This is a genomic window from Pseudomonas sp. M30-35, assembly GCF_002163625.1.
Classification (GTDB): Bacteria; Pseudomonadota; Gammaproteobacteria; order Pseudomonadales; family Pseudomonadaceae; genus Aquipseudomonas.
In genome coordinates, this window is record NZ_CP020892.1 from 2,229,497 (window position 1) to 2,254,439 (window position 24,943).

Here is a 24,943-nt window from a genome sequence, read left to right on the forward strand (position 1 = left end):
GTTACTTATTTTCCAGGGCCAGGCCACAGTCACGCGGGTTACCCCGTGAACTTCCCCAGCCCCTTGAGCTTTTCCAACACCAGAACTGGAGAGATCACCTTGGTAGAGTACGTAGTTTCCCTCGATAAGCTCGGCGCACACGATGTTGAGCACGTAGGGGGCAAGAACGCCTCCCTTGGCGAGATGATCAGCAACCTTGCCGGCGCTGGCGTTTCGGTTCCCGGTGGTTTTGCCACGACCGCCCAAGCCTATCGCGACTTCCTTGAACTCAGCGGTCTGAATGCTCAGATCCACGCTGCGCTTGACGCCTTGGATGTCGATGACATCGCTGCACTGTCGAAGACTGGCGCGCAAATTCGTCAGTGGATCATGGATGCCGAGTTCCCCGAGCAGCTTAATAGCGAGATTCGTACTGCGTTCGCGGCAATGGCTAATGGCAATGAAAACATGGCTGTCGCGGTACGTTCCTCCGCTACCGCTGAAGACCTGCCAGACGCCTCGTTTGCCGGTCAGCAAGAAACCTTCCTGAACATCCGTGGTGTCGAAAACGTCATCCGTGCGGCCAAGGAAGTATTTGCTTCGCTGTTCAACGATCGCGCCATCGCTTACCGCGTACACCAAGGCTTTGACCACAAACTGGTCGCCTTGTCTGCCGGTGTGCAGCGCATGGTTCGCTCTGAAACCGGTACCGCCGGGGTTATGTTTACCCTTGATACCGAGTCGGGTTTCCGTGATGTGGTGTTTATTACCGGGGCTTATGGCCTCGGTGAGACTGTGGTTCAGGGCGCGGTTAACCCTGACGAGTTCTATGTTCACAAAAACACCCTTGAAGCGGGTCGTCCGGCAATTCTGCGCCGTAATCTGGGTAGCAAAGCCATCAAGATGATCTACGGCGACGAAGCCAAAGCAGGTAAGTCGGTCAAGGTTATTGATGTTGATCGCGCTGATCGTGCGCGTTTCTGCCTGAGCGATGCTGAAGTAACCGAGCTGGCCAAGCAGGCGATGATCATCGAGAAGCACTACCAGCGTCCGATGGACATTGAGTGGGCTAAAGACGGTGATGACGGCCAGTTGTATATCGTTCAGGCGCGTCCAGAGACAGTAAAAAGCCGCGCCAGCGGTAACGTGATGGAGCGTTACCTGTTGAAAGAAACCGGCACCGTGCTGGTTGAAGGTCGCGCCATCGGTCAAAAGATCGGTGCGGGTCGCGTGCGGGTCATTAAAGATGTGAGCGAAATGGACAAAGTCCAGCCCGGCGACGTGCTGGTGTCTGATATGACCGACCCGGATTGGGAGCCGGTCATGAAGCGTGCAAGCGCTATCGTCACCAACCGGGGGGGGCGCACCTGCCATGCTGCGATTATTGCGCGTGAGCTGGGTATTCCTGCTGTTGTGGGTTGTGGCAACGCCACTGACTTGCTGCAGGACGGCCAAGGCGTAACGGTTTCCTGTGCGGAAGGTGATACCGGTTTCATCTTTGAAGGTGAGCTGGGCTTCGACGTGCGTAAGAATTCGGTTGATGCTATGCCAGATCTGCCGTTCAAAATCATGATGAACGTCGGTAACCCGGATCGTGCATTTGATTTTGCCCAGCTACCAAACGCCGGTATTGGCTTGGCACGTCTTGAGTTCATCATTAACCGCATGATCGGTGTGCACCCCAAAGCGCTGCTCAACTTTGACGGCTTGCCAGCGGACATCAAAGACAGCGTTGAAAAGCGTATTGCCGGTTACGACGACCCAGTTGGTTTCTATGTAGAGAAGCTGGTTGAGGGCATCAGCACCCTGGCCGCTGCTTTCTGGCCAAAGAAAGTCATCGTGCGCTTGTCCGACTTCAAATCCAACGAGTACGCCAACCTGATCGGCGGCAAGCTTTACGAGCCAGAAGAAGAAAACCCGATGTTGGGTTTCCGCGGTGCTTCGCGTTATATCAGCGAAAATTTCCGTGACTGCTTCGAGCTTGAATGCCGCGCGCTGAAGAAAGTTCGCAATGAGATGGGCCTGACTAACGTCGAAATCATGGTGCCATTCGTGCGCACCTTGGGTGAGGCGAGCCAAGTAGTTGATCTGTTGGCGCAGAACGGCTTGAAGCGTGGCGAAGATGGTCTGAAAGTCATCATGATGTGCGAGTTGCCTTCAAATGCGATTCTGGCTGAAGAATTCCTTGAATTCTTCGACGGTTTCTCGATCGGTTCGAACGACTTGACCCAACTGACGCTGGGCCTCGATCGCGACTCAGGTATTGTTGCGCACCTGTTTGACGAGCGTAATCCGGCGGTCAAAAAGCTGCTGTCAAACGCGATTCAAGCGTGCAACAAGGCCGGTAAGTACATCGGTATCTGTGGTCAAGGCCCTTCGGATCACCCGGACTTGGCGCGCTGGTTGATGGAGCAGGGCATTGAAAGCGTTTCATTGAATCCTGATTCGGTGCTTGAAACCTGGTTCTTCCTTGCTGAAGGTCAGCAAGCCTGATCCGTCGCTAACCCTTCAAAAATCAGGGTGGGACATGGTCCCACCCTTTTTTGTGTCAGAGATAAAATGCAAAGCAGCAGTGAGTTATTTCCAGTCGCCTTGATCAGTGCCGAGTTGCGCGGTGATTTGAGTGAAGACCTGTATCGCCTGAAACCCGGTAATAGCCCTGATTCGAGCGTTGAGCTGGTTGTGACGCGGCTTGGCCGCTCAGATAACGAGCAGCGTCGTGGTGTGCCGGTGATTTTATTGCATGGCAGCTTTTCAAATAGACGATTTTGGTATTCGCCCAAGTGCATCGGGCTTGGGCCGTACCTGGCTCGTGCAGGTTTTGATGTGTGGATTGTTGAAATGCGCGGCCATGGGCTTTCGCCACGCAATCAGAATTACACTTTCAACCGGGTTAGCGATTACGCACGCTACGATTTGCCTGCTATTACCCAGTTTGTATATGAGCAAAACCCACAGCCAATTCACTGGCTAGGGCACTCGCTGGGCGGTACCACGCTCGCTGCGGCGCTGGGTGGCCAGTACCTTGATGTGTCGAAGATTGCTTCAGTGGCTTTATTTGGTAGTCAGATCAGTCGTAATTACTGGCCGCTAAAAATTCCGCCATTGGTATGGGGGGCTAAGACGCTGCTTAAACGGTTCCGCGTGCTTTCTGGTTCTCGGCTAAAGCGTGGGCCGGAAGATGAGCCAATAGGTTTAGTCCTGGAAGCGTTGCGCTGGCATGGTTTGTTTGGCCGTTTTGGCGACGGGCAGGACGATTGGTGGGCGGGCTTGGCTAAAGTGCAGTTACCGGTTTTTGCGGTCAGTGCGCAAGGCGATAAGCAAGACCCTGCATGGGCATGTCAGAAGCTCTTTGATCAGTTTGCCTCTAGCCGTAAAGAGTTTCTCTGCCTGGGCAAGGCGCAAGGTTTTAGCAGTGATTATGGCCACATTGAAATGCTGGTTAGTAAGCCTGCCCAAACAGAGGTATGGCCACTCATTAAACAATGGTTGGATCACGGTTATAGCGCTGAGACTGGGCTAAAGCTGGCGCCTGAGCAGGGTGATTCCGCGTCAGTGGTGGCTGGTTAAACCACTGGCCTGGGCTGGAACCAGCTGACTAGACGGTTTTGTACGGATTGCAGGAGTGGTCTGCTGTCCTTGACTGCGCTAGGCTGAACGCTGCGGTCAGCCAGATACGTTCGAACAGTGGCTGCAATGGTTGAATTAATTGCCTGCTGTAGCTACGGGTGACGGTTTATAACGATTTCTTAAGGGTATAGGAGCTTTCTCATGCATTACATCACTCCAGACTTGTGTGACGCGTACCCCGAGGTCGAGGTTGTCGAGCCGATGTTCAGTAATTTCGGCGGCCATGACTCGTTCGGCGGCGAGATCGTGACGGTTAAATGCTTTGAAGATAACTCGGTGGTCAAGGAACAGGTCGATCAGCCCGGTAAAGGTAAAGTCATGGTTGTCGATGGCGGTGCCTCAATGCGCCGCGCCTTGCTTGGCGACATGCTGGCTGAAAAAGCAGCCAAAAACGGCTGGGAAGGCATCATCATTTATGGCTGCGTACGTGACGTCGATGTACTTGCCCAAACGGGCCTGGGTATCCAGGCGCTGGCCAGTCATCCAATGAAGACTGACAAGCGCGGCATTGGTGACCTCAATGTGGCTGTGACCTTTGCTGGCGTGACTTTCCGACCGGGTGAATTCGTATATGCCGACAATAACGGGATTATTGTCTCGCCAACTGCGTTGCAAATACCTGAGTAAGCTCAAGTGCTGAGTCCGGCGCCAATGGGGAGGCAGGCGCTAAATCGGTTTGGTAAGGGAGTTGTGAATGCTTGAGCAAGACAATCAGCAGTGGGGCTTGGTCCATGCCTATGTACTGGACGGCAGTGGCGGAGGGCGGCCAGTCACACATGCTGAACTAGCCGACTTGGTTTTGGCTGAGTCAGAAAGCCTGTGGCTGCACTGGGATCGTAGTCACCCGGAGACGCAGAAATGGTTACGCACAGAAAGCGGGCTCAATGAGTTCGTGTGTGACTTGCTGCTAGAAGAAAACACCCGGCCACGCTTCTTGCAGCTGCCCGAAAACAAAATTCTACTGTTTCTGCGCGGGGTCAATTTGAACCCCGGTGCAGAGCCGGAAGATATGGTGTCGTTGCGTATTTTTGCTTCGGCTAAGCGTGCTATTAGCCTGCGCCTGCGCCATTTACGCGCGGTTGAGGACTTGCTCGCCGATCTTCGTTCAGGTTCAGGGCCGAAGACCTCATCGGAGCTTATTTTAGCGCTTGCCGACCACATGACGGACAAGATCGAGTCGCTGGTCAGCAATTTTGCAGAAGGCATTGATGTTCAAGAGGAGCAGATCGACAACGATCCGAGTTTTGAGCCTGATCACGACACCTTGCTGCAAATGCGCCGTCGAGCTGCTGGGTTGCGTCGGTTTCTAGCGCCACAGCGTGAGGTTTATGCGCAGCTCACTCGCAATCAGCAGCCCTGGTTTGTGAGTGACGACGCAGACTACTGGAACGAACTCAACAACCGTCTGACCCGTTACATTGAAGAGTTGGATCTAACCCGAGAGCGAATTGGCTTGGTGTTAGAGGCTGAAGATCGGCGTCTCGATGTAAAAATGAACCGCATCATGTACCGCTTCGGCATTATCACAGGGGTGTTTTTGCCGATGAGCTTCCTCACGGGCTTGCTGGGGATTAATGTCGGCGGTATTCCTGGCTCCGAGAACCCTTACGGCTTCGTCGTCGCCTGCTCGATCATGGTGGTGCTCGCGGTGGTCCAGTGGTTGTTGTTTCGTCGCCTACGCTGGGTGTGATGTGACTTGGCTTGTTGTACTTACGTCAAATTCAGCACATCTACAGAGGTGCGTGAATGCACGATCCATTTGAACAATCACTGCGCGATTTATTGAATTCGCAGTCATCACCTGATCATGATGATGATGCGGCGCTCACTCGCGTGCTGAAAACGGCTAATCGCCAAGTGGGTGCGGGGGATATGTTCGCACTCATGGGGCACTGGGTTGAGGCGTTGATGATTGCCCTGAACAAGGGCTCGGCACACGTATCCCCGGTTTCGCGCCACAAAACAACTGCTCGAACTACTGATAAGGCTGACTAAATGGAACTCGATCCTTGGACTCAAAGCCTGGTAGCGGCCATGACCGCGCTGTGGACTAAAGTCGCTGGTTTTATTCCAAACCTGTTTGTCGCGTTAATTCTGGTCCTGCTTGGCTTTGTGCTGGCCAAGCTGCTTGATACGCTGATTTCCAAGCTACTCGGCAAGGTTGGCCTTGATCGCCTGATGGCGGGCACGGGCTTGACCAAGCTGCTCAGCCGTGCGGGCTTTCAGGTGCCGGTTTCGACTCTTATCGGGCGTATTGTTTACTGGTTTATTCTGCTGATCTTTATGGTTTCGGCAGCGGAATCCCTGGGCTTAGAGCGGGTTTCCGCAACCCTTGATGTACTGGCTCTGTATCTGCCAAAAGTATTTGGCGCTGCGTTGGTGCTGGTTGTGGGGGTACTGCTGGCGCACCTGGTTAGCGGTATCGTCCGTGGTGCGGCCGACAGCGTTGGGCTTGAATATGCGCATGGCGTTGCACGTATTGCCCAGGGCTTGGTCATTATCATCAGTATTTCTGTGGCCATTGGGCAGCTTGAGGTGAAAACCGAGCTGCTCAATTACGTCATTGCAATCGTCCTGATCACTATTGGTCTGGCCGTCGCTTTGGCGCTTGGCCTGGGCAGTCGTGAGATTGCCGGGCAGATTCTTGCCGGCATTTATGTGCGTGAGTTATATCAGGTTGGGCAACATATCCAGGTCGGTGATGTCGAAGGTCAGATCGAGGAAATTGGCACGGTGAAGACTATCGTCCTAACCGATGCAGGGGACCTTGTCTCAGTGGCGAATCGTATCCTGCTTGAGCAGCGGGTGAGCAGCCGCTAAACCCTAAACTCTGCTAACCTATGTCGCCCTCCAGCAGGCTGTTCGCAGCTGATGGCGGCTTTTGACCTGACTGTCGGCCCGACTCGATTTGAATAAAGCCCAATCGTTACCTATGCGTTATGACCCCCTGGAGCTCTCTGATGAGGAGCTTGTGGTGCGCGCGCATAGTGAGTTGTTCCACATCACGCGTGCTTATGAAGAGCTCATGCGTCGTTACCAGCGCACATTATTTAACGTTTGTGCGCGTTATTTAGGGAACGAACGTGATGCGGATGATGTCTGTCAAGAAGTGATGCTCAAAGTTCTTTACGGTTTAAAGAACTTTGAGGGCAAGTCTAAGTTTAAGACTTGGCTCTACAGCATTACTTATAATGAATGTATTACCCAGTACCGCAAAGAACGACGTAAACGTCGTTTGATGGATGCATTAAGTCTCGATCCTTTGGAGGAGGCGTCAGAAGAAAAGACGCCGAAAGTAGAAGAACGAGGCGGGTTGGACCGATGGTTGGTACATGTAAATCCGATTGACCGTGAAATTTTAGTGCTACGCTTTGTCGCAGAGCTAGAGTTTCAAGAGATCGCGGATATTATGCATATGGGCCTTAGTGCAACGAAAATGCGTTACAAAAGGGCTCTTGATAAATTGCGTGAGAAATTTGCGGGCGTCGCCGAAAGTTAGTTCGGATGCAAATGTTCTTTGGCATAAAGGTAAGTTCTGATAAACTTACCAAAGTTCTACGCGTCTACCTGTGCGTAGCACAATCAATCACCAAGATGGGGATTTACGGATGAAACTGAAAAACACCTTAGGCGCAGTCATTGGCTCCTTTGTCGCTGCTTCTTCCATGGGCGTGATGGCTCAAGGTCAAGGCGCAGTCGAGGTGGAAGGCTTTGTTAACGAATACTTCACTGACTCGACTCGTAATTTTGCACACGATGAAGGCAGTCAGTATGGCGGCTCCATTGGTTACTTCCTGACCAAGGATGTCGAACTGGCTCTGGCTTATGGCGAATACCATAGCCTGAACGGTGACAAAGCCTCCGGTAACAAAGACATTAAGGGCAGCATGACTGACCTTAAAGCTTTGTACCACTTTGGTGAGCCTGGCCCAGGCCTGCGTCCTTATGTTTCTGGCGGCTTTGCCCACCAGAGCATCAGCAACGTCGATTCTGGCGGTCGTAACCACTCCACTTTCGCCACTGCTGGCGCCGGTGCTAAGTACTACTTCACTGAAATGCTCTATGCCCGTGCTGGCGTAGACGCTCTGTACAACATCGACCAAGGCGACACCGAGTGGCAAGCTGGTGTTGGTGTGGGTCTGAACTTCGGTGGTTCGAAGCCAGTTGTTGCAGCCGCTGTAGTTGAGCCAGAGCCGGCTCCAGTTGTTGAAGAACCTGCTGAAATCGTTCGCGTTGAATTGGATGTTAAGTTCGATTTCGACAAGACTCAGGTTAAAGAAGAAAGCTACGGCGATATCAAAAACCTGGCTGACTTCATGAACCAATACCCACAAACTTCTACTACTGTAGAAGGTCACACTGACTCCGTTGGTACTGACGCTTACAACCAGACTCTGTCTGAGAAGCGTGCTGACGCAGTTCGTGACGTACTGGTTAACCAGTACGGTGTTGGCGGCGAGCGTGTAAACTCTGTCGGTTACGGCGAGTCGCAGCCAGTTGCGGACAACGCATCTGCTGAAGGCCGTGCTATCAACCGTCGCGTTGAAGCTGCTGTAGAAGCTGAAGCCCAGTAATTGGTCTAAAGCTGAAATGAAAAACCCGGCCTAGGCCGGGTTTTTCTTTGCCTGCAAATTGTGTAGTGGCTAATTGCTTATTATTGGGTGCAATTAAGCAGTCAATCTATCGAGTTGCGCCGCGCTCTCACTTACCACCTCTCCAATTATCAGTATTGCCGGGCTTTTAAGTTTAAATTCACGCGCATCATCTAGCAGTTTTGTTAGTGTACTGCGTTGTTCCCGCTGCTCAGGGAGGGATGCGTTCTCAATCATCGCGACCGGCATCTCGGCGCGCATGCCCGCATCAATTAGTTGCTGGCGAATATCCGCGAGCTTGGCCACACCCATATACACCACCAGTGTCGTGCCCGAATCGGCCAGCCCTTGCCAGTTCAAGCTGCTGCCATCTTGAGTGTGAGCGGTGACCAGGCTAACTCCGCGGGCGACGCCTCGCAGCGTTAAAGGGATTGCGCAGTTAGTCGCGCCGGCCAAACCAGCAGTAATGCCGTTGACTATTTCGGCCGTTATGCCATGGGCGAGCAGCCAGTTGTATTCCTCTGTTCCACGGCCAAAGATGCACGGGTCGCCGCCTTTAAGACGAACTACGCACTTCCCTTGCCGTGCATAGCGCAGCATTAGCCGTTGGATGAAGTCTTGCGGCGTGGAGCGGCAACCGCCACGTTTGCCAACCGCAATGACTCGAGCTTGCGGGCAGTGCTCAAGGATTATTGGGTTTACCAGGTCGTCAATCATCACCACATCAGCTTCGCCCAAAGCACGAACGGCTTTAAGTGTCAGCAACTCTGGATCTCCGGGACCTGCGCCAACCAGCCAAACTTTATTGCTCATATGAACCTCACCGCAGGTTTTAATCATTCAGCTCACTGCTGCGACGGTTTTTGTCTGCAGCAATCGCTTGATTTCGGGTACGCAGGAACCGCAGCTAGTGCCGCAGCCTAACTTTTGTTTTAGCTGGTATAGGTCCAGTCCTTGCTCAATTGCAGTGCAGATGGCTTGTTGACTGACGTTCATGCAGTTGCACAGGGTTTTGTTACCTGCGCTATTGGCTGAGCGGGGTGCAGCGGATAGCGGCGCGAGCAACCAAGGCCTAAGTTGGTCGTCGGCCTTGGCCTCACTCCACATGCTTTTCAGCCAGTCTTGGGCCGTGGTTTCACCGGCTAGGCGCAAAGCAACTATTCGACCCGCATCCAGGCGTACACGTTTGCCTACGGCCCGTTCAGGATCGTCATATGCCATTACCAGTCCTGAGTCGATACTGAGTAGCTGGTCTATTGTGCTGAGTCGTTCGTTACTGGGCGCAAGGGCGTCGGCTGCGCGAATTTGCAGGGCAGGGTGGTCGGTGCCAGTGAGGGAGAAGCTGGCGTATGCGAACGCTTCAAACAAAGGCCGCAGTTGCTTGAATCGCTGCTGGATGTCGCCCTCGACCAATGCGTAGAACCTCCATGGCAACTCGATTTTATCGATCTCAACCGTCGCATGTTTAAGCTCCGGTTGTTTCGACAACGGATCGTACTCAGGCTGGGTCAATACATTGATGCCTAAACCTTTAAGAAAGCGATTGCCCCAGTGCATTGGCAGATAAGCCTGCCCTGGACCAAGGTCGTCATCGGCTTGCACGGGTACGATCAATGAGCCACGGCGACTACGCAGCGTAATCAGGTCACCATTGTTGAGTTTTCTACGGAGCATTTCGCCTGAGTTGATACTCAGCACTGCTTCTTCGACATGGCCAAACAGGCGTGCGGCGGTGCCTGTTCGGCTCATGCCATGCCAGTGATCACGTAAGCGACCGGTATTGAGGATCAGTGAATAGCTGGCATCGCGCTTTTCTAGCGGCGCGCAATAAGCCTCCGCATGAAACTTTGCCCGACCATTCGCGGTGGCAAAAACGCCGTCCTCGTATAACCGAGTTGTACCGCACTGAGCGCCTTGCGGGTATGGCCACTGTTGGGGGCCGTACTGGTCGAGAATGGCGTAGCTCAAGCCGCTGAGGTCAAGATCACGGTCTTGAGTGAGCATTTTGTATTCGTCGAACAGTTGTTCAGGCCTAGTAAAGTTGAACAAACTTGGCAAGTTGGGACGCATGAGTGCTTCAAGTTTTCGCGCGAAGTCACAGGTTATTTGCCAGTCAGCTTTTGCTTCACCGGGTGCGGCTATTGCACTGCGTACATGGCTGATTCTGCGTTCAGAGTTGGTCACGCAACCGTCTTTCTCGCCCCAGCTACTTGCAGGGAGAAGCAGGTCGGCATAAGCGCATGTTTCGGTGGTGAAGAAGGCCTCTTGCACCACTACAAACGGACATGTGGCCAGTGCTTGATGAACCCGAGTCTGATTGGGCAGTGATTGCGCAGGATTGGTGCAGGCGACCCACAGCGCTTTAATTTTGCCGCTATGCACCTGATCAAACAGCTCAATGGCACTTAAACCGGGCGTTTCAGGTAACCGATCCACACCCCAGTACTGCGCGATTTGGCTTCGATGTTGCGGATTATCTGCTTCGCGGTGACCCGGCAGTAAGTTGGCCAAACTACCGGTTTCGCGTCCACCCATTGCATTGGGTTGGCCGGTCAGGGAGAAGGGGCCTGAACCGACTTTACCAATCTGCCCGGTGGCTAAGTGAAGGTTAATCAAGGCACTGTTTTTCGCGGTTCCAGCCGTTGATTGATTGAGCCCCATGCACCACAACGAGAGAAAACTCGGGGCTTGGCCAATCAACTCTGCGCAGGCGTGTAGCTGCTCTTCTGATATCCCGCACGTATCCGCAACTGCCGCTGGATTGAAGTCGCGTACTCGCGCTTTAAGCGCATCAAAACCATCCGTGTGTTGCGCAATAAAGTCGTGGTTTATCCAACCTTTCCGCACAAGAATGTGCAAGATGCCGTGGAACAACGCGACGTCAGTGCCGGGCACGATAGCCAAATACAGATCTGCGGCGTCACAGGTATCCGTTCGCCGCGGATCGACCACGATTACCTTCATTGTCGGACGCTTTGCTTTGGCTTCTTCAAGGCGGCGAAACAGCACCGGGTGTGCATAGGCCATGTTGCTGCCAGCGATTAATATGCAGTCGCTAAGCTCTATATCTTCGTAGCTGCAAGGCGGGGCGTCCGCACCAAGGCTGCGCTTATAACCGACTACGGCGGATGACATGCATAGTCGTGAGTTACTGTCGATATTATTGGTACCAACCAGAGCGCGTGCGAGCTTGTTGAATGCGTAATAATCTTCTGTGAGCAACTGGCCCGAAATATAAAAAGCAACGCTTTGCGGGCCGTGCTCGCGTAGGGTCTCGGCAAAAACCTTGGCGGCATGATCCAGTGCATCGTCCCAGGTTGTACGGCTGCGTGGTTGAGACTTATCAAGCCGTAGTTTTGGGTACAGGCCTCGCGCATCAAGGTCGCCAGTCAGGTGCAGCGTCGCCCCTTTGCTGCATAATTTGCCATAGTTTGCCGGGTGCATCGGATCTCCCGAAACAGCGATGATCCGGTCATCATTGTGTTCGATCAAGACTCCGCAACCGACCCCGCAATAGCAGCAGGTTGAAGCCGTGATACGGGTTTTATCTGTGCAGCTCATAGCTGTGCTCCCACTCCCGGCAAATCATTGAACAGGCGCCTCGTTAGGAACTGCATGGTTCAAAGCCAGCAATACACGGTCTGCCTCGATCTTCGTCGAGTGGCTGTATATATAAGCTTGATCGGGTGCGATTGCGCTTGCAGGCCCCAGTTCGACCTGCCAGTCAGGCAGCGGGCAAGCCACCTGCGTGCCGCAGATATCCGCGCTTTCAGGCATGTTTGCTGGTTTGTCTTGACCTTGATGACCGACATTGCCAATCGCATTCTCACCAAACATTAGGTGGTCACGGGTCTGGCTGACGTTTTGCTGCTCGCGTATTTGCTGGAAATACCAGCCGCCGTCTGCGGTGTCACCATAAAGACAGGCGCCCACCAGCACGTCATTGCGAATCACCAACTTCTTGTAAACACCGCCAATGGGGTCCGATAAGGTGATGCTCTCTGTGCCTTCAGCACCGATAAACTCGCCAGCTGAAAACAGGTCGATACCGGTGACTTTCAATTTGGTTGAGATCACCGAGCCTTGATAACGTGAGTAGCCCAACTGGGCGAGGTGATTTGCGCAGACTTTTGCCTGCTCGAACAACGGCGCAACCAGGCCATAAGCAGTGCCGCGATGGTTGGCGCACTCACCAATTGCGTAGACTCTTGGGTCAAAGCTCTGCAGCGTGTCATTGACCAGAATGCCTCGATTGCACGCTATTCCAGAGGCTTCTGCTAACTGGCTGTTGGGGCGAATGCCAGCAGCCATTACTACCAGGTCTGCGGCAATCACATCGCCGTCGGAGAATTTCACCGCGCAAACCCGACCGTCACCATTATCAAGCAGCTCCGAAGTCTGCTTTGACAACATGAATTTCAGGCCACGATCTTCAAGTGATTTGCGCAGCAGCTTGCCAGCAGTGCTGTCGAGTTGGCGCTCAAGTAACGTCTCGCCTATGTGCACAACTGTGACATCCATACCGCGCAGTTTTAAGCCATTAGCCGCCTCAAGCCCGAGCAGGCCACCGCCAATCACTACGGCATGACTGTGGGTTTTTGCGGTATCCATCATCACTTGGGTATCAGCAATATCTCGATAGCCGATGACGCCTTCGAGTTTGTTGCCGGGAATCGGCAAAATGAATGGAGTGGAACCGGTCGCGATAAGCAGTCGATCGTATTCGGCAGTACTGCCGTCATCGGCGGTAACTAAGCGTTGTTTGCGATTGATCTGGGTGACTTTGCGCCCCAGTAACAGCTTGATGTTGTTGTCAGCGTACCAACTAAGGTCGTTAAGCACGATTTCATCAAAAGTCTGTTCGCCAGCAAGCACGGGTGAAAGCAGGATGCGGTTGTAGTTAGGGTGGGGCTCTGCACCGAATACCGTAATGTCGTAAAGCTCGGGGCTGAGTTTGATCAACTCTTCCAAGGTGCGAACACCTGCCATACCGTTGCCGATCATCACTAACTTGAGCTTTTTCATCCCGGTTATCTCCTGGATAAAAATCACGGAAAACAAAAAAGGCGTCCCGCTAGTTACCTAGCGAGGACGCCTTTGTCCAAGTCCCGTTCTATCGGGAAGTGCAGTCTTCTTCGTTGAAGAACGCGCTTTATTTAAATTGTGGTAATGCCTATGCAGAGTGTGTGCCAAGTACCGTTAGTAAGTGATTTGCCTTGTTTGGCTCGATAAAGGCCCTTAACTAGCAGATTTTTTGCACTGCTTTAAAGCGCCTTGCTCGCTTGCAGTGCGTACAAAGTAGGCTGATTCATTTTTCGATATGGGTCAGGAAGCCACACCGCTGGCCAGGTAGCTGAGCAGTTTTTGGTTGTTGCGTGACGCTGCTTAAACTTTATTTGTATCGCTTTTGTGTAGACACATAACGCTGTTTGAGTGCTGTAGCGCCGTATGCGAAGTCGTGTTTTGTAGTGGTTGTTTAAGCGAGGCGTGGGTTGGAATGGGCAGTGCGAGTAGAGCGATGGCGAGAAAATTGGTGGTTAGCCCAGCGAAGCGGGTATGGCTCGATGTGATCGGCATTACTGTTCCCCCTACTTTTATAATGGAGCGCTTAAAGCATCTAATGCATAAAAGCGAAGCAGAGGATTAGTATTGAGTGTCACTTTCTGCAACGCCTTTTTACGTTGCATTATGTTTATGCATTGAATGTGCCGTTATATCCAGTTAACCCGTGGAAACTTATCGCTGAATGCGCCAGGCATTTGCGCCACCTGACTTGTTTTATAGTTGAAGAATACAAAACCTGACTTGGCCATTGCGATTAAGCTTTGATCTGCTGGACGCGTGATGCGAAAAGTAATATCGCCACCGTATTTGTTGAAGTCCATAACCCCGACTTCAAACAGTAGCTGATCGCGTGCATGGGCCTCTGCGCGGTAGGTGGTTGCTAAGTCAGTGACGATGATGCCGACACCTTCCTCGCTGGCCTCCTCGATACCAAAATCAAATAAGAAGCGGGCACGGGCTTCGGAGATCATTGAGATCATCGAGTCGTTACCAAGGTGATTGGCGGCGTTGATGTCGGTTACGCGCACAGTGAGGTGGGTATTGAAGCAGAATTGATTTTCAGGAAAGGTAAGGGTCAGGCGGGCCATTTAAGTACTCATCAACAGCCACGGCTGTAGTAGGTGTAAGAAAAACCTATTGTACGGCTATGGCTGAGTGATGGGCAGTGTCATCTAAACTGCCCATGACGAATAGCTATTTACGGTGTAGGGTATTGAGCGAGTAGAACGTTACCCGGCCGCCTTCAATTGAATAACCTTCGTTGTCCTGTATATAGGCGCCGGCCTTGTAATACAGCAGTTGCCGGCTCCAGCTGCTGCTGAGTTGTTTATAGAACGAACCATTGTCGCCGCTGCTTTTCACTGTGACGCCCAAACGGCCTGTTGAAGTAATGCGCAGTTGGTAGCTGAAGCGTTCATTCAGGTCAACATTCTCGGCCAGTAAAATGTTGGTGACTGTCGAGCTGCCAGGTTGTGCGCGGTACAGTAACTCAAGCCTTCCAGTGCCATCTTTGTAGCGGTATTGCAGTTTAATCAGCGGGTCATTCTCACTTCCTGGCTGATCCTTACTATGGATTTGACCCACAATAACTTTATTTTTGCTCGGCACCACATTGACCGCGAGCACTGCACTTAAATAGTTATCAGCATCTTTGTAATACCAGTTGTGCAGCGTACCGTCGCGGTAGGTTTCCCGTAATTCGCTGCGTGGATAACTGGCATCTTCGGTACGCGAACCTGTAACAGGCACCCAAAATACGACGGTTTGATTACCGTCATTACGAAAGTATTGGCTTGAGTAACCGCTTTGTATACGGGCCGCGCTGATTTCGGTGGGGGTCGGAGGTGTTGGTATCGACAAATTCCAGGTGGAGAGATCAAACACATTAGATCCTTAGAGGGTCGCCGTTCAGTGAACAATTAATTGCCACTGTTCGGCGATCTTCATTGGGCTAGGTTCAACGCACCCGACCAACGGAGCCCAAACCTTTGTTCTAGAGAGCTTGCAGCCATACTATTGATACTAGTCGATGATTGGCAATCTGGGTCAAGCCGCTGGACGATGCTGCTTTTGATACAGGAACTCAAGCACGGCGGCACGGTACTCGTGATAGCGTGAGTCATGGGCCAAGGCCATGCGCTCTCGTGGTCTGGCCAGCTCGACATGAAGAATCTCGCCGACAGTAGCTGAAGGCCCGTTACTCATCATGACAATACGATCAGAGAGCAACACCGCTTCATCAACATCATGGGTGATCATGATAACGGTGTTGCCGAGGTCGGCATGGATCTCCATCAGTGAGTCTTGCAGATGCGCGCGGGTGAGGGCGTCGAGTGCGCCAAAGGGTTCATCCATCAACAGGATTTTCGGCTGCATAGCCAATGCGCGAGCGATACCGATGCGCTGTTTCATGCCGCCAGATATCTCGCTGGGGCGTTTGTCGCGGGCGTGAGTCATGTGTACCAGTGCTAAATTGTGCTCAATCCACTCACGCATCTCAGCTTTGCTTTTGCTGTTTTTAAACACTTGGCGTACAGCCAGTTCGATGTTCTGGTAACAGCTTAACCAAGGCAGCAGGCTGTGGTTCTGAAACACCACCGCTCGTTCCGGGCCGGGCGAGTTGACTTCACGGTTGTCGAGAATCACCCCGCCGGTAGTGGCCTGATACAGCCCGGCAACAATATTCAGCACGGTCGACTTGCCGCAGCCCGAGTGGCCAATCAGAGAAACAAACTCGCCCTTGGCGATTTTCAAGTCAACGTCTTTGAGCGCGCAAAACAGACCTTTATCAGTCGGAAAACTAATGCCAACGCCAGTCAGTTCAAGGTGTGCAGTTTTCATGGAATATCCTCAGTGTTTAGCGCAGATCAGCGTTTTTATCCCAGCTCACATATTTTTGCAGAGCGAGCATTAACCGATCTAAGGCGAAGCCGATCAGGCCAATCACAATCACGGCAACCATTATTCTGCCAAGCGAGTTTGAGCTGCCGTTTTGGAACTCGTCCCAGATGAATTTACCCAGCCCCGGGTTTTGCGCGAGCATTTCAGCGGCGATTAACACCATCCAGCCGGTTGCCAGTGACAACCGCAGGCCTGTGAAAATCATCGGAATGGCGGCCGGTAGAACAATTCGTCGTATGTGGCTCAGTGGCGACAAGCTGAGCACGCGGCTGACGTTTTGCAGGTCTTTATCCAGATTCGCCACGCCGACAATGGTGTTGATCACCGTTGGCCACAAACAGCACAAGGCAACCGTCACTGCTGAAGTCACAAATGACTTGGCAAACAACGGGTCTGCGCTGGTGTAAACCGCGCTGACAACCATGGTTACCAGCGGCAACCACGCCAGCGGTGATATGGGTTTGAATATCTGGATCAATGGATTGATTGCGTTGTACAACTGTTTGCTGAGGCCGCAGACAATTCCCAGTGGAATGGCAATCAGCGACGCGATGATAAAGCCGGTCATGACCGTATAGAGGCTGGTGATGATTTGTTTGAAGAAGGTTGGTTTGCCGGTGTAAGGGCGGATCTTGACCTCGGCGCTTGGGTTTTTGCTGAGCAGGGCTTCATTACGCACTTCTTGGCGTTGATAGAACGCAGCCTCACGTGTGGCTTCGCGCTGGTGCTCGTCGATCAGATTGCTGAACTGGCTGGCAACTTGAGCGGGGCCCGGAAAGGTTCCCAGGCTGGTATTGATACTGCCGGCAACCATCTGCCAGAACAGTAGAAAAGCAGCCAGGCCAATAATTGGCATGAGCAGATTGGGCAACCAGCGTTTAAAAGCCGCGCTTCGTGCGCTCTTCATGGTCTGGGTAATTTGCTCGGAGATGGCGGGGTTACTCATCAACTAATCCTCGGTGGATATGCATCAGCCGTAACTGATGGCTAAAGCACATTGCGCTTGGTTGTGGCGCAAGAGTTGTCATATGCACAGCGCAGCTCTCTAGAGCACAGAGTCATGCTTCAAGCCAATTTTCATCTGTTCGATATAGGCGTTTGGCTTGCGCCCGTCATAGGTCAAACCATCAATGAACTCGTTCGTTGGGGCGCGAAAGCCGCTTTCATCCGGAGTTGGAAAGTCGCTGGCTTTAGCTTTGCCCTCGGTGATCAACTCGTTTGCAGCCTGGCGATATACAGCGGGTTGATAGACTTGCTTGGCGATGTCGAAATACCAGCTGTCGGGTTTGACGTTGGCGATTTGGCCCCAGCGCCGCATTTGCGTGAGGTACCAGATGGCATCGGAATAGAACGGGTATGTGGCGTGGTAGCGAAAGAACACATTGAAATCTGGCACGCTGCGCTTGTCGCCTTTTTCGTACTCAAAGGTTCCTGTCATCGAATTGGCGATTACTTTGGCATCAGCCCCGACATATTCTGGGCGCGACAGAATTTCCACGGCTTCTTGGCGGTTGGCATTATTGTTTTCATCCAGCCACATGGCTGCACGGATTAGTGCTTTGACCATGCGCTTGTGGGTTTCTGGGTTGGCATCGGCCCATTCTTTAGATACCCCGAGCACTTTCTCCGGGTTGTTTTTCCAGATTTCATAGTCGGTGATTACCGGCACACCGATACCTTTGAACACTGCCTGCTGATTCCAGGGTTCTCCCACGCTGTAGCCGCTGATGGTGCCAGCCTCCATGGTTGAAGGCATCTGCGGCGGCGGGGTTACCGAGAGCAGGGCATCGGCACTCAATGTGCCTGAGATATCGCCTTTGGCTGGTGCGTAGTAACCCGGGTTGATCCCGCCAGCAGCGAGCCAATAACGCAGTTCGTAATTGTGAGTCGACACAGGAAAGACCATGCCCATGTTGAAGGGTTTGCCTTCAGCCTTATATTGCTCAATCACCGGCTTGAGCGCAGCGGCGCTGATGGGATGAACCGGTTTGCCATCTTCCATGGGTATGTTTTTCTTCATCTCGGCCCATACCGCATTTGAAACGGTAATGCCGTTGCCGTTGAGGTCCATGGAAAACGCGGTGACAATCTGCGCCTTGGTGCCAAAGCCGATTGTCGCGCCAAGCGGCTGACCGGCGAGCATGTGTGCACCGTCTAGCTCGCCAGTGATTACCCGGTCGAGCAATACCTTCCAGTTGGCTTGCGCTTCAAGAGTGACGTACAAGCCTTCGTCCTCGAAGTAGCCTTTCTCATAAGCGATTGCCAGCGGCGCCATATCGGTGAGCTTGATAAAACCCAGTTTGAGTTCCGCTTTCTCTGGTTCGGCAGCACTTGCTAAAGGGCTGGTCATTGTTCCGAACAGCAATAATGCTGCGCAGCAGCTACTGGCAAGGGCCTTGTTGAGTAATGAGCGCGGTGGTGTGAAATGGCGCATTGGGATTCCTCAGCTATCAGAAACGAAAAAAGACGTCTTACCTACCCGCAATGAGAATGCGTGCAGCTTTGACGTCTTTGTCTATTTCGTCTCGATCACCGCCGTTGGCGACCCGAAGACGGATGTGATGAGGTTATTGCAAGGCGCTTGCCAGACTGTGGTTTAGACCGCTAACTCATTTTGTTTTGTTAAATTAAATAGATAAAAAACAATTAGTTATTACGTATATTTAATGTCGAATATAGGTAAAGGGGCTGAGTGTAATACAGGCCAATGCAGCCCGGCGTTGGGCCACACTGGTGCGCGGTTATCTGGCAGGACATCCAGCGTGCTCAATAACAGCGCAGGCGCTCAGGTATTTCTCAGGTGCTCACTGGGGGCTTTACCCGGCTGCAAGCAGCGCTGATCAGTTGCTACTAAGCGCTTTAGCTGGCGGGACGTTTGCGCGGTTCTTCGACAAAGTCCTTAAGCCAGCGCAGGACCTCAACAGCCTCCCAGCGAGTGGGGTCGAACATCGCATAGACCAAGCCCTGATACCCGACAACATCGAGCGGGCGGTGATAGCCCGCGCGTTGGAATAGCGCTTCGATTTCTGCGAAGCAGGTGTTGAAGTGGATTCTATTGAAAGGTGTTTTACCTTCGGTGACGATCCCCTCGAGGTGGAGTTCATCAACCGTGGTGCGCACCTTTTCCAGAGGCATTCGGTTAACTGTTTGTTTTAATTGCATTACGTCCAGCATCGTTGCGCTCCTAATCAAGCCTGTGCGGTATCTGACGCAACTTCGTCAGGTTGCGTGAGTAAGGTTAATATAAAAGCACTGTACAAATAAACAGTATTCGGCGATAGTCTTTCCATCGCACTGCAAATTTCATTCATCCGCGATGGCCTGACGGTAACCACGCCCCAGTCCATTGGATACGCAAAGGGGCATCTAACAATGCAACAGATGATGATGACAGTTTTGGTATTGGTCATGCTCAGCGGGTGTGCGCAACCCTCCCTTGAGCAACCAAAAGCTAATGGCACCTATTTGGTTATCGACAATAACGATGCATGGGCTGTGGTTATTTCAGACGGCAAGCGGGTTGCGGAGCACGGCTTGGTTGTTGATGTGATCGGCATGCCAAAGCAGGGCGTTGCCGTCGCCAATAGCTACGTGATCGACACACCCAATTGCGGACGTGTGCAGTGGATGGCGCAACATGATGATGTTGCCGATGGTGCAACCAGCCTGATGGCGCTCAGTTACAACAAACAACTGACGCAGTCGGGCTGCGTGATTGGCGAGGGCTTGAGCAGTGTCTGGACCGTTCTCGACTATTCGAGCTGATCAACATTGATTCGAGGCCCGCTGTAACTGCGCAGCAACATAAGTTGCCGAGCAGTTATCAGCTGGTGGGGCTCTATTTAACGGGTCTAGTAATAGCTGCAGTGGCAGGCAGCAGACCGTCGCTTCTGAACATATGCTTGATGCCACGTAAGGCCTGACGAATACGGTCTTGGTTCTCAATCAGGGCAAAGCGTACGTGGTCATCACCGTAATCGCCAAAACCGATGCCGGGCGATACGCAGACTTTAGCTTCCGCCAGCAGTTTTTTGGCGAACTCCAAAGAGCCTAACTTGGCGTAAGGCTCTGGAATCTTGGCCCAGACGTACATTGACGCTTTAGGGTTCTCAACCATCCAGCCTAGTTCGTGCAGGCCTTTAACCATTAAGTTGCGACGTTGACGGTACTGCTCTGCAATATCACGAACACATTGTTGATCCCCCTCAAGTGCCGCGATGGCAGCCACCTGTAGTGGAGTGAAGGTGCCGTAATCGTGATAGCTCTTGATCCGCGCCAGAGCGTTTACCAGCTCTTTATTGCCAACCATGAAGCCTATCCGCCAGCCTGCCATGTTGTAGCTCTTGGACAGGGTGAAAAACTCCACGGCGACATCTTTGGCGCCGGGAACCTGCATGATAGATGGCGCCTTCCAGCCGTCATAGACGATATCGGCGTAGGCAAGGTCATGCACCACCAGCACATCGTATTGTTTGGCCAGCGCTACCACGCGCTCGAAGAAGTCCAACTCAACACACTGCGCCGTTGGGTTGGATGGAAAGCCCAAAATCATCATCTTTGGCTTGGGGATGGACTCGCGTATAGCGCGCTCCAACTCTGCAAAAAAGTCGACACCAGGCACCAACGGTACCGAACGCACCTGTGCACCGGCCAGTACGGCGCCATAAATATGGATCGGATAGCTGGGGTTTGGCACCAATACCGTATCGCCGTGATCCAGCGTCGCCAGCATCAGGTGGGCCAAACCTTCTTTGGAGCCAATGGTGACGATGGCCTCATCTTCAGGATCGATATCCACTTGGTAGCGGTCGGCATACCAACGTGAAATCGCTCGTCGCAGGCGTGGGATTCCGCGTGAGGTCGAATAACCGTGAGTGTCTTCGCGTTGAGCAACGGTACACAGTTTTTCAACGATATGCGGCGGGGTAGGACCGTCTGGATTGCCCATGCTGAAGTCAATGATGTCTTCGCCGCGGCGGCGAGCAGCCATTTTCAGTTCAGCTGTAATGTTGAAAACATAAGGCGGGAGACGATCGATGCGCGCAAAGCGGCGCTTAGCTTGTTCAGCCATGTAAACCTCGGAGTACGTAAGCGCCCGGAACCGTCCGAGCGACGCTGGCCACTGCGGTGGCCTGTTGCGAAGATAAACCGAGCAAGCCTGGGTTGTCGAGTGGCTGCGCTGCAATTACAGGCTCAGCCGGTGATTTCCTGTTTGAGTGCAATCAGCAGATCAGCGAGCAGTTCGATATCCGCATCAGTGGTGCGCCAGGATGAGATGCTTAGGCGAAAGGCAGGGCGGCCTTGCCAGATTGTCGGTCCAAACCAGACTTGCCCCGATGCTTGGGCAGCAAGGCGTATGGCTAGGGTTTGTTGGTCGTTGTCTGCCCGCACTAGTACCTGATTGAGCACCACACGGTTGAGCACCTGATACCCGGCTGCGCGTAGCCGCTCCGCCACATCACTGGCTTGACGAATGTGCTGGTCAATCATCTGACATAAGCCTGCGCGCCCCAGTGATGCGAGGGCCGCCCAGATAGGGAGGCCCCGGGCACGACGCGAGAACTCTAGCGTCAGGTTCTTTTGCGCGTCTTTTGATGCCTGAGCATAAGCCGCATCACTGTTCATGGCGGCTGCAAGCGCATTCGCATCGCGGCAGATAGCCATGGCGCCGTCGTAGGGCGTGTTCAGCCATTTATGTCCGTCGGTGGTCCAGCTGTCCGCAAGCTCGGCGCCTTCAGCAAGCTGGGCCGAGGAGGAGGCTCGTGCCCAAAGACCAAATGCACCGTCTACGTGAACCCATGCGCCTGCTGCTTTGGCTTTAGGGATAAGCGCGCAGAAGGGGTCGAACTCACCGGTATTAACTTCGCCCGCTTGAAGGCACAGGATGCACATGTCATCGAGTGGCGGCAGCTGTAGCGGGTCAATTCGGCCATGTTCGTCGACAGGCGCGATGATCAGTCGGTTCATGCCGAAACCAAGCACACGCAAGGCCTTCTTCACCGTGATGTGTACGCTGGCGGATACCACGACGCGTATCTCTGGGGAGCCGATCAAGCCATCACCGTCAAAGTCCCAGCCCTTGCGTTCCAACAGTGAGCGGCGTGCAGCGGATAGGCATGCCAGCGTGCACGCAGTGGCACTGGTGCCAAAGCCAACCGCGCTACTTGTTGGCAGACCCAGCGCTTCGAGCACCCAGCGTCCGGCGATACGCTCGATTGCATCAGCGGCCGGAGAATTGTCGAATGATGAGGCGCATTGATCCCAGGCCAGCACCATGCGTTCGGCAGCTGCGGCGGCGGGGAGGGTGGCGCCGATAACAAAACCGAAATAGCGCGCGCCGTTGGAGCTGACGGTAGCGGGTGAGGCTATCTCATCCAGGCGGCGCAGGACGGTGCTGGCGGGTTCGCCATGCTCGGCAAATGGTTGATCAAGGATGCTTAACGCAGCGATGGCTTCGCGAGTCGGGAACACTGGGCGAGCGGCCAGGCTATCGAAATAGCTCAGTGCGCGCTGGTCGGCTTCGGCAAGCAGTTGACGTTCTACAAAGCGGGTAGACATATTGGGCTCGCTGACGGCGACTGTGTACAGGGCTTTATCTTAGCCGGCCAGGTTTGGCTAACGCAGATACAACCGGTGGTTGAGGCAGCTGTACAGTTGGCTGCCAGCCAAGGTTGCGAGCAGAACAGTGAGGTTTCAAGCCGTACAGTTGGCGGCTTTGAGTGTAGATATCATCGTTGCGACGGTTACTTAGTTACCCAGCAGGTCGTGCATAGCAATGATTTGCTCGGCAACTTGCGCCAACTTTTGTTGACGGCTCATGGCTTGGCGCCGCATGAGGGTGTAGGCGGCTTCTTCATCGCAGCTTTTCATTTTCATTAACAAGCCTTTAGCCAGTTCTATCCGCTTTCGTTCAGCCAACTGTGCGTCGCGTGCATGCAATTGCGCGCGCATTGCTTGATCACTCTCAAAGCGGGCCATCGCTACATCTAAAATCGGTTGTAGGCGCTGGGCGTGGATGCCTTCCACGATGTAAGCACTGACGCCCGATTGAATGGCCTGGCGCATGACGCTCGGGTTGTGCTCGTCGGTGAACATGACAATAGGCCGTGGTTGGTCACGGCTAACCAGCACCACTTGCTCCATAACGTCACGGCTGGGCGACTCACTGTCGATGAGAATCACGTCGGGGCGTACCGCTTCAACACGGGCGGGTAGATCAATGGTTAAGCCGGATTCATCGATAACCTCAAATCCGGCCTCACTCAGCGCGGCTTTGAGTCGACCGACTTTTTTCGCGGTGTCGTTTATTAGCAGTATGCGCAACATGTTTTGGCCTCCTGCCTGTTATTGGGCGATCACAGAGCTGTCGCTCAATGCGTGAAGTGCAAAACTTCGTGCATAGCTTGCCGGGTTGCTCCCGTCCCAGCATTTGCCGTCAAGCAGGGTGCTGCTGCGCATGGCTGCTGGGACGGGGATATCCAGCGCGTTTGCAGCTTGGCTATAAATGTCGAGTTGCTGGATATCTTGCGCGACCCTCAGATAATCCGGGTCATCACGAAGCAAGCCCCAGCGGCGGAATTGGGTCATAAACCACATACCGTCAGACAAGTACGGCATGTTGACTGCGCCATCAGCATGGAAGCGCAGTGGATGCGGATCGGCCCAGGCATTACCAAGGCCGTCTTGGTAGTGGCCAAGGAATCGCGGCTCTATGGCGGATAAGGGGGCGTCAACATAATCAGCACTGCAAATCAGCTTGGCGGTGCTGCGCTTGTTTTCCGGATTTTCATCGATAAAGCGACTGGCTTCCAACACTGCCATGGTTAAGGCGCGTGCTGTATTAGGGTAAAGCTCGACGAACTCGCGGGTTACACCCAGTACCTTTTCTGGGTGATCTGGCCAAATCATCTGGCTTGTTGCTACGGTAAAGCCTTGACCTTGTTCAACCGCCATCGCTCCCCAAGGGCCGCCGGCACAGAAACCATCGATCCGCTCTGCGTTAAGGTGCGCAACCATTTGCGCAGGCGGTACGACTACCGTATTGACATCGTGGAGCGGGTGAATCCCTTGGCAGGCCAGCCAGTAAGACAACCACATGGCGTGGGTGCCGGTGGGAAAGGTTTGCGCGAAGATGAGTTTTGCACTGCTTTGATGCACGTAGGCATTTAGTGCCTCGCCATTGGTCACGCCGTTGCGCTTAAGTTGTTCCGACAGGTTGATCGCTTGGCCGTTGTGATTAAGGCCCATCAGAATCGCCATCCGGGTTGCCTGGCCACCGATACCAAGGTGCGTGCCGTATACCTGGCCATACAGCGATTGTGCGGCATCAAGTTCACGGTTTAGGAGCTTATCGCGCACGGTAGCCCAGGAGGACTGGCGCTGTAGATTGAGGGTCAAGCCATAAGGCTGGGCAAAGCCTTGAGTGGCAGCCACGATCAATGACGCCGAATCAGTCAGCGCCATAAAGCCTAGGTTCAACGTGCTCTTTTCAGGGGCGTCCGAGCCATTAACCCAATCCAGTGCATCTGCGCGGCCAATTGTTCGATCACCCATTTAGCATTCCCTGTGCAACACAAAAAAAGCGCCGTTCCAGTCTCTGCGCTTGGCAGTACCGAGACGACGCCATTGTCGATAAGCGAGCTCCCTAGTTAGAGCTGCTTGCTTGTCTGTACTTGCTATGTCCTAAGCAATCCATGTGCCAGTGGTCTCGCGCTTGCAGCTAAATTTTGGGCCAAAAAAAGCCCCGCACTAGGCGGGGCTCTTTCGATGCAAGTAAC

General features: G+C 53.3%; 21 protein-coding genes and 1 pseudogene. 9 read left to right on the forward strand and 13 right to left on the reverse strand.

Going from position 1 to position 24,943, the window contains the following annotated elements; translation table 11 throughout:
• Positions 1-99: 99 nt before the first annotated feature.
• The 8 genes from ppsA (at position 100) to B9K09_RS10410 (ending at position 8,183) form a co-directional block, all read left to right on the forward strand.
• Complete coding sequence (gene ppsA / locus B9K09_RS10375; RefSeq protein ID WP_087516733.1) at positions 100-2,472, forward strand: phosphoenolpyruvate synthase; 2,373 nt, start codon at positions 100-102, stop codon at positions 2,470-2,472.
• A gap of 66 nt (positions 2,473-2,538) precedes the next feature.
• Positions 2,539-3,549 (forward strand): alpha/beta fold hydrolase, encoded by a 1,011-nt coding sequence (locus B9K09_RS10380; protein WP_087516734.1) that lies wholly within the window; start codon positions 2,539-2,541, stop codon positions 3,547-3,549.
• Between the two features lie 201 nt (positions 3,550-3,750).
• A complete protein-coding gene (gene rraA, locus B9K09_RS10385; protein WP_087516735.1) occupies positions 3,751-4,236 on the forward strand; it encodes a ribonuclease E activity regulator RraA in 486 nt (161 codons plus the stop codon).
• Between the two features lie 67 nt (positions 4,237-4,303).
• Positions 4,304-5,299: a zinc transporter ZntB gene (locus B9K09_RS10390; protein ID WP_087516736.1), complete on the forward strand. Its 996-nt coding sequence runs from the start codon at positions 4,304-4,306 to the stop codon at positions 5,297-5,299.
• Positions 5,300-5,355: 56 nt separating this feature from the next.
• Positions 5,356-5,604, forward strand: a complete 249-nt coding sequence (locus B9K09_RS10395) for a CrfX protein (RefSeq protein WP_087516737.1) — start codon at positions 5,356-5,358, stop codon at positions 5,602-5,604.
• A complete protein-coding gene (locus B9K09_RS10400) occupies positions 5,605-6,429 on the forward strand; it encodes a mechanosensitive ion channel domain-containing protein (protein WP_087516738.1) in 825 nt (274 codons plus the stop codon). It abuts the gene before it with no gap.
• Between the two features lie 88 nt (positions 6,430-6,517).
• A complete protein-coding gene (gene sigX, locus B9K09_RS10405) occupies positions 6,518-7,108 on the forward strand; it encodes an RNA polymerase sigma factor SigX (protein ID WP_177408660.1) in 591 nt (196 codons plus the stop codon).
• Between the two features lie 109 nt (positions 7,109-7,217).
• Entirely contained in the window at positions 7,218-8,183 is a 966-nt protein-coding gene (locus tag B9K09_RS10410) for an OmpA family protein (protein WP_087516740.1), read from the forward strand.
• 93 nt (positions 8,184-8,276) lie between these two features.
• Here the strand turns inward: B9K09_RS10410 and cobA are convergent, their stop codons facing one another.
• From cobA to B9K09_RS10460, 9 genes and pseudogenes are all read right to left on the reverse strand, one after another.
• Entirely contained in the window at positions 8,277-9,014 is a 738-nt protein-coding gene (gene cobA / locus B9K09_RS10415; protein ID WP_087519063.1) for a uroporphyrinogen-III C-methyltransferase, read from the reverse strand.
• A gap of 27 nt (positions 9,015-9,041) precedes the next feature.
• On the reverse strand, positions 9,042-11,762 hold the full coding sequence (locus tag B9K09_RS10420) for a nitrate reductase (RefSeq protein ID WP_087516741.1): 2,721 nt from the start codon (positions 11,760-11,762) through the stop codon (positions 9,042-9,044).
• Positions 11,763-11,936: 174 nt separating this feature from the next.
• A pseudogene (locus tag B9K09_RS10425) lies at positions 11,937-13,226 on the reverse strand (NAD(P)/FAD-dependent oxidoreductase); the annotation flags it as partial.
• Positions 13,227-13,912: 686 nt separating this feature from the next.
• On the reverse strand, positions 13,913-14,353 hold the full coding sequence (locus tag B9K09_RS10430; protein ID WP_087516742.1) for a thioesterase family protein: 441 nt from the start codon (positions 14,351-14,353) through the stop codon (positions 13,913-13,915).
• Positions 14,354-14,459: 106 nt separating this feature from the next.
• Positions 14,460-15,149 carry a polysaccharide lyase family 7 protein gene (locus B9K09_RS10435; RefSeq protein WP_087516743.1) on the reverse strand — a complete coding sequence of 230 codons (690 nt, stop codon included), beginning with the start codon at positions 15,147-15,149 and terminating at the stop codon, positions 14,460-14,462.
• Positions 15,150-15,311: 162 nt separating this feature from the next.
• Positions 15,312-16,106 (reverse strand): ABC transporter ATP-binding protein, encoded by a 795-nt coding sequence (locus B9K09_RS10440; protein ID WP_087516744.1) that lies wholly within the window; start codon positions 16,104-16,106, stop codon positions 15,312-15,314.
• 16 nt (positions 16,107-16,122) lie between these two features.
• A complete protein-coding gene (locus tag B9K09_RS10445; RefSeq protein ID WP_087516745.1) occupies positions 16,123-17,112 on the reverse strand; it encodes an ABC transporter permease in 990 nt (329 codons plus the stop codon).
• Positions 17,113-17,211: 99 nt separating this feature from the next.
• The gene (locus B9K09_RS10450) at positions 17,212-18,600 is read right to left on the reverse strand and encodes a CmpA/NrtA family ABC transporter substrate-binding protein (RefSeq protein ID WP_087516746.1); all 1,389 of its coding nucleotides are present in this window, start codon (positions 18,598-18,600) and stop codon (positions 17,212-17,214) included.
• 425 nt (positions 18,601-19,025) lie between these two features.
• Positions 19,026-19,340 (reverse strand): transcriptional regulator, encoded by a 315-nt coding sequence (locus tag B9K09_RS10460; RefSeq protein ID WP_087516748.1) that lies wholly within the window; start codon positions 19,338-19,340, stop codon positions 19,026-19,028.
• 198 nt (positions 19,341-19,538) lie between these two features.
• Here B9K09_RS10460 and B9K09_RS10465 point away from each other — a divergent pair, with 198 nt between their 5' ends.
• Complete coding sequence (locus tag B9K09_RS10465; protein ID WP_087516749.1) at positions 19,539-19,931, forward strand: hypothetical protein; 393 nt, start codon at positions 19,539-19,541, stop codon at positions 19,929-19,931.
• A gap of 73 nt (positions 19,932-20,004) precedes the next feature.
• On the opposite strand, the gene alaC is transcribed toward B9K09_RS10465, so the two are convergent.
• The 4 genes from alaC to B9K09_RS10485 form a co-directional block, all read right to left on the reverse strand.
• Positions 20,005-21,237 carry an alanine transaminase gene (gene alaC / locus B9K09_RS10470; protein WP_087516750.1) on the reverse strand — a complete coding sequence of 411 codons (1,233 nt, stop codon included), beginning with the start codon at positions 21,235-21,237 and terminating at the stop codon, positions 20,005-20,007.
• Positions 21,238-21,359: 122 nt separating this feature from the next.
• Positions 21,360-22,724, reverse strand: coding sequence for a pyridoxal-dependent decarboxylase (locus B9K09_RS10475; protein WP_087516751.1), 1,365 nt, complete (start codon positions 22,722-22,724; stop codon positions 21,360-21,362).
• A 189-nt stretch (positions 22,725-22,913) separates the two neighbouring features.
• Entirely contained in the window at positions 22,914-23,492 is a 579-nt protein-coding gene (locus tag B9K09_RS10480; protein WP_087516752.1) for an ANTAR domain-containing response regulator, read from the reverse strand.
• A gap of 18 nt (positions 23,493-23,510) precedes the next feature.
• Complete coding sequence (locus tag B9K09_RS10485; protein WP_087516753.1) at positions 23,511-24,719, reverse strand: CmpA/NrtA family ABC transporter substrate-binding protein; 1,209 nt, start codon at positions 24,717-24,719, stop codon at positions 23,511-23,513.
• Positions 24,720-24,943 lie beyond the last annotated feature (224 nt).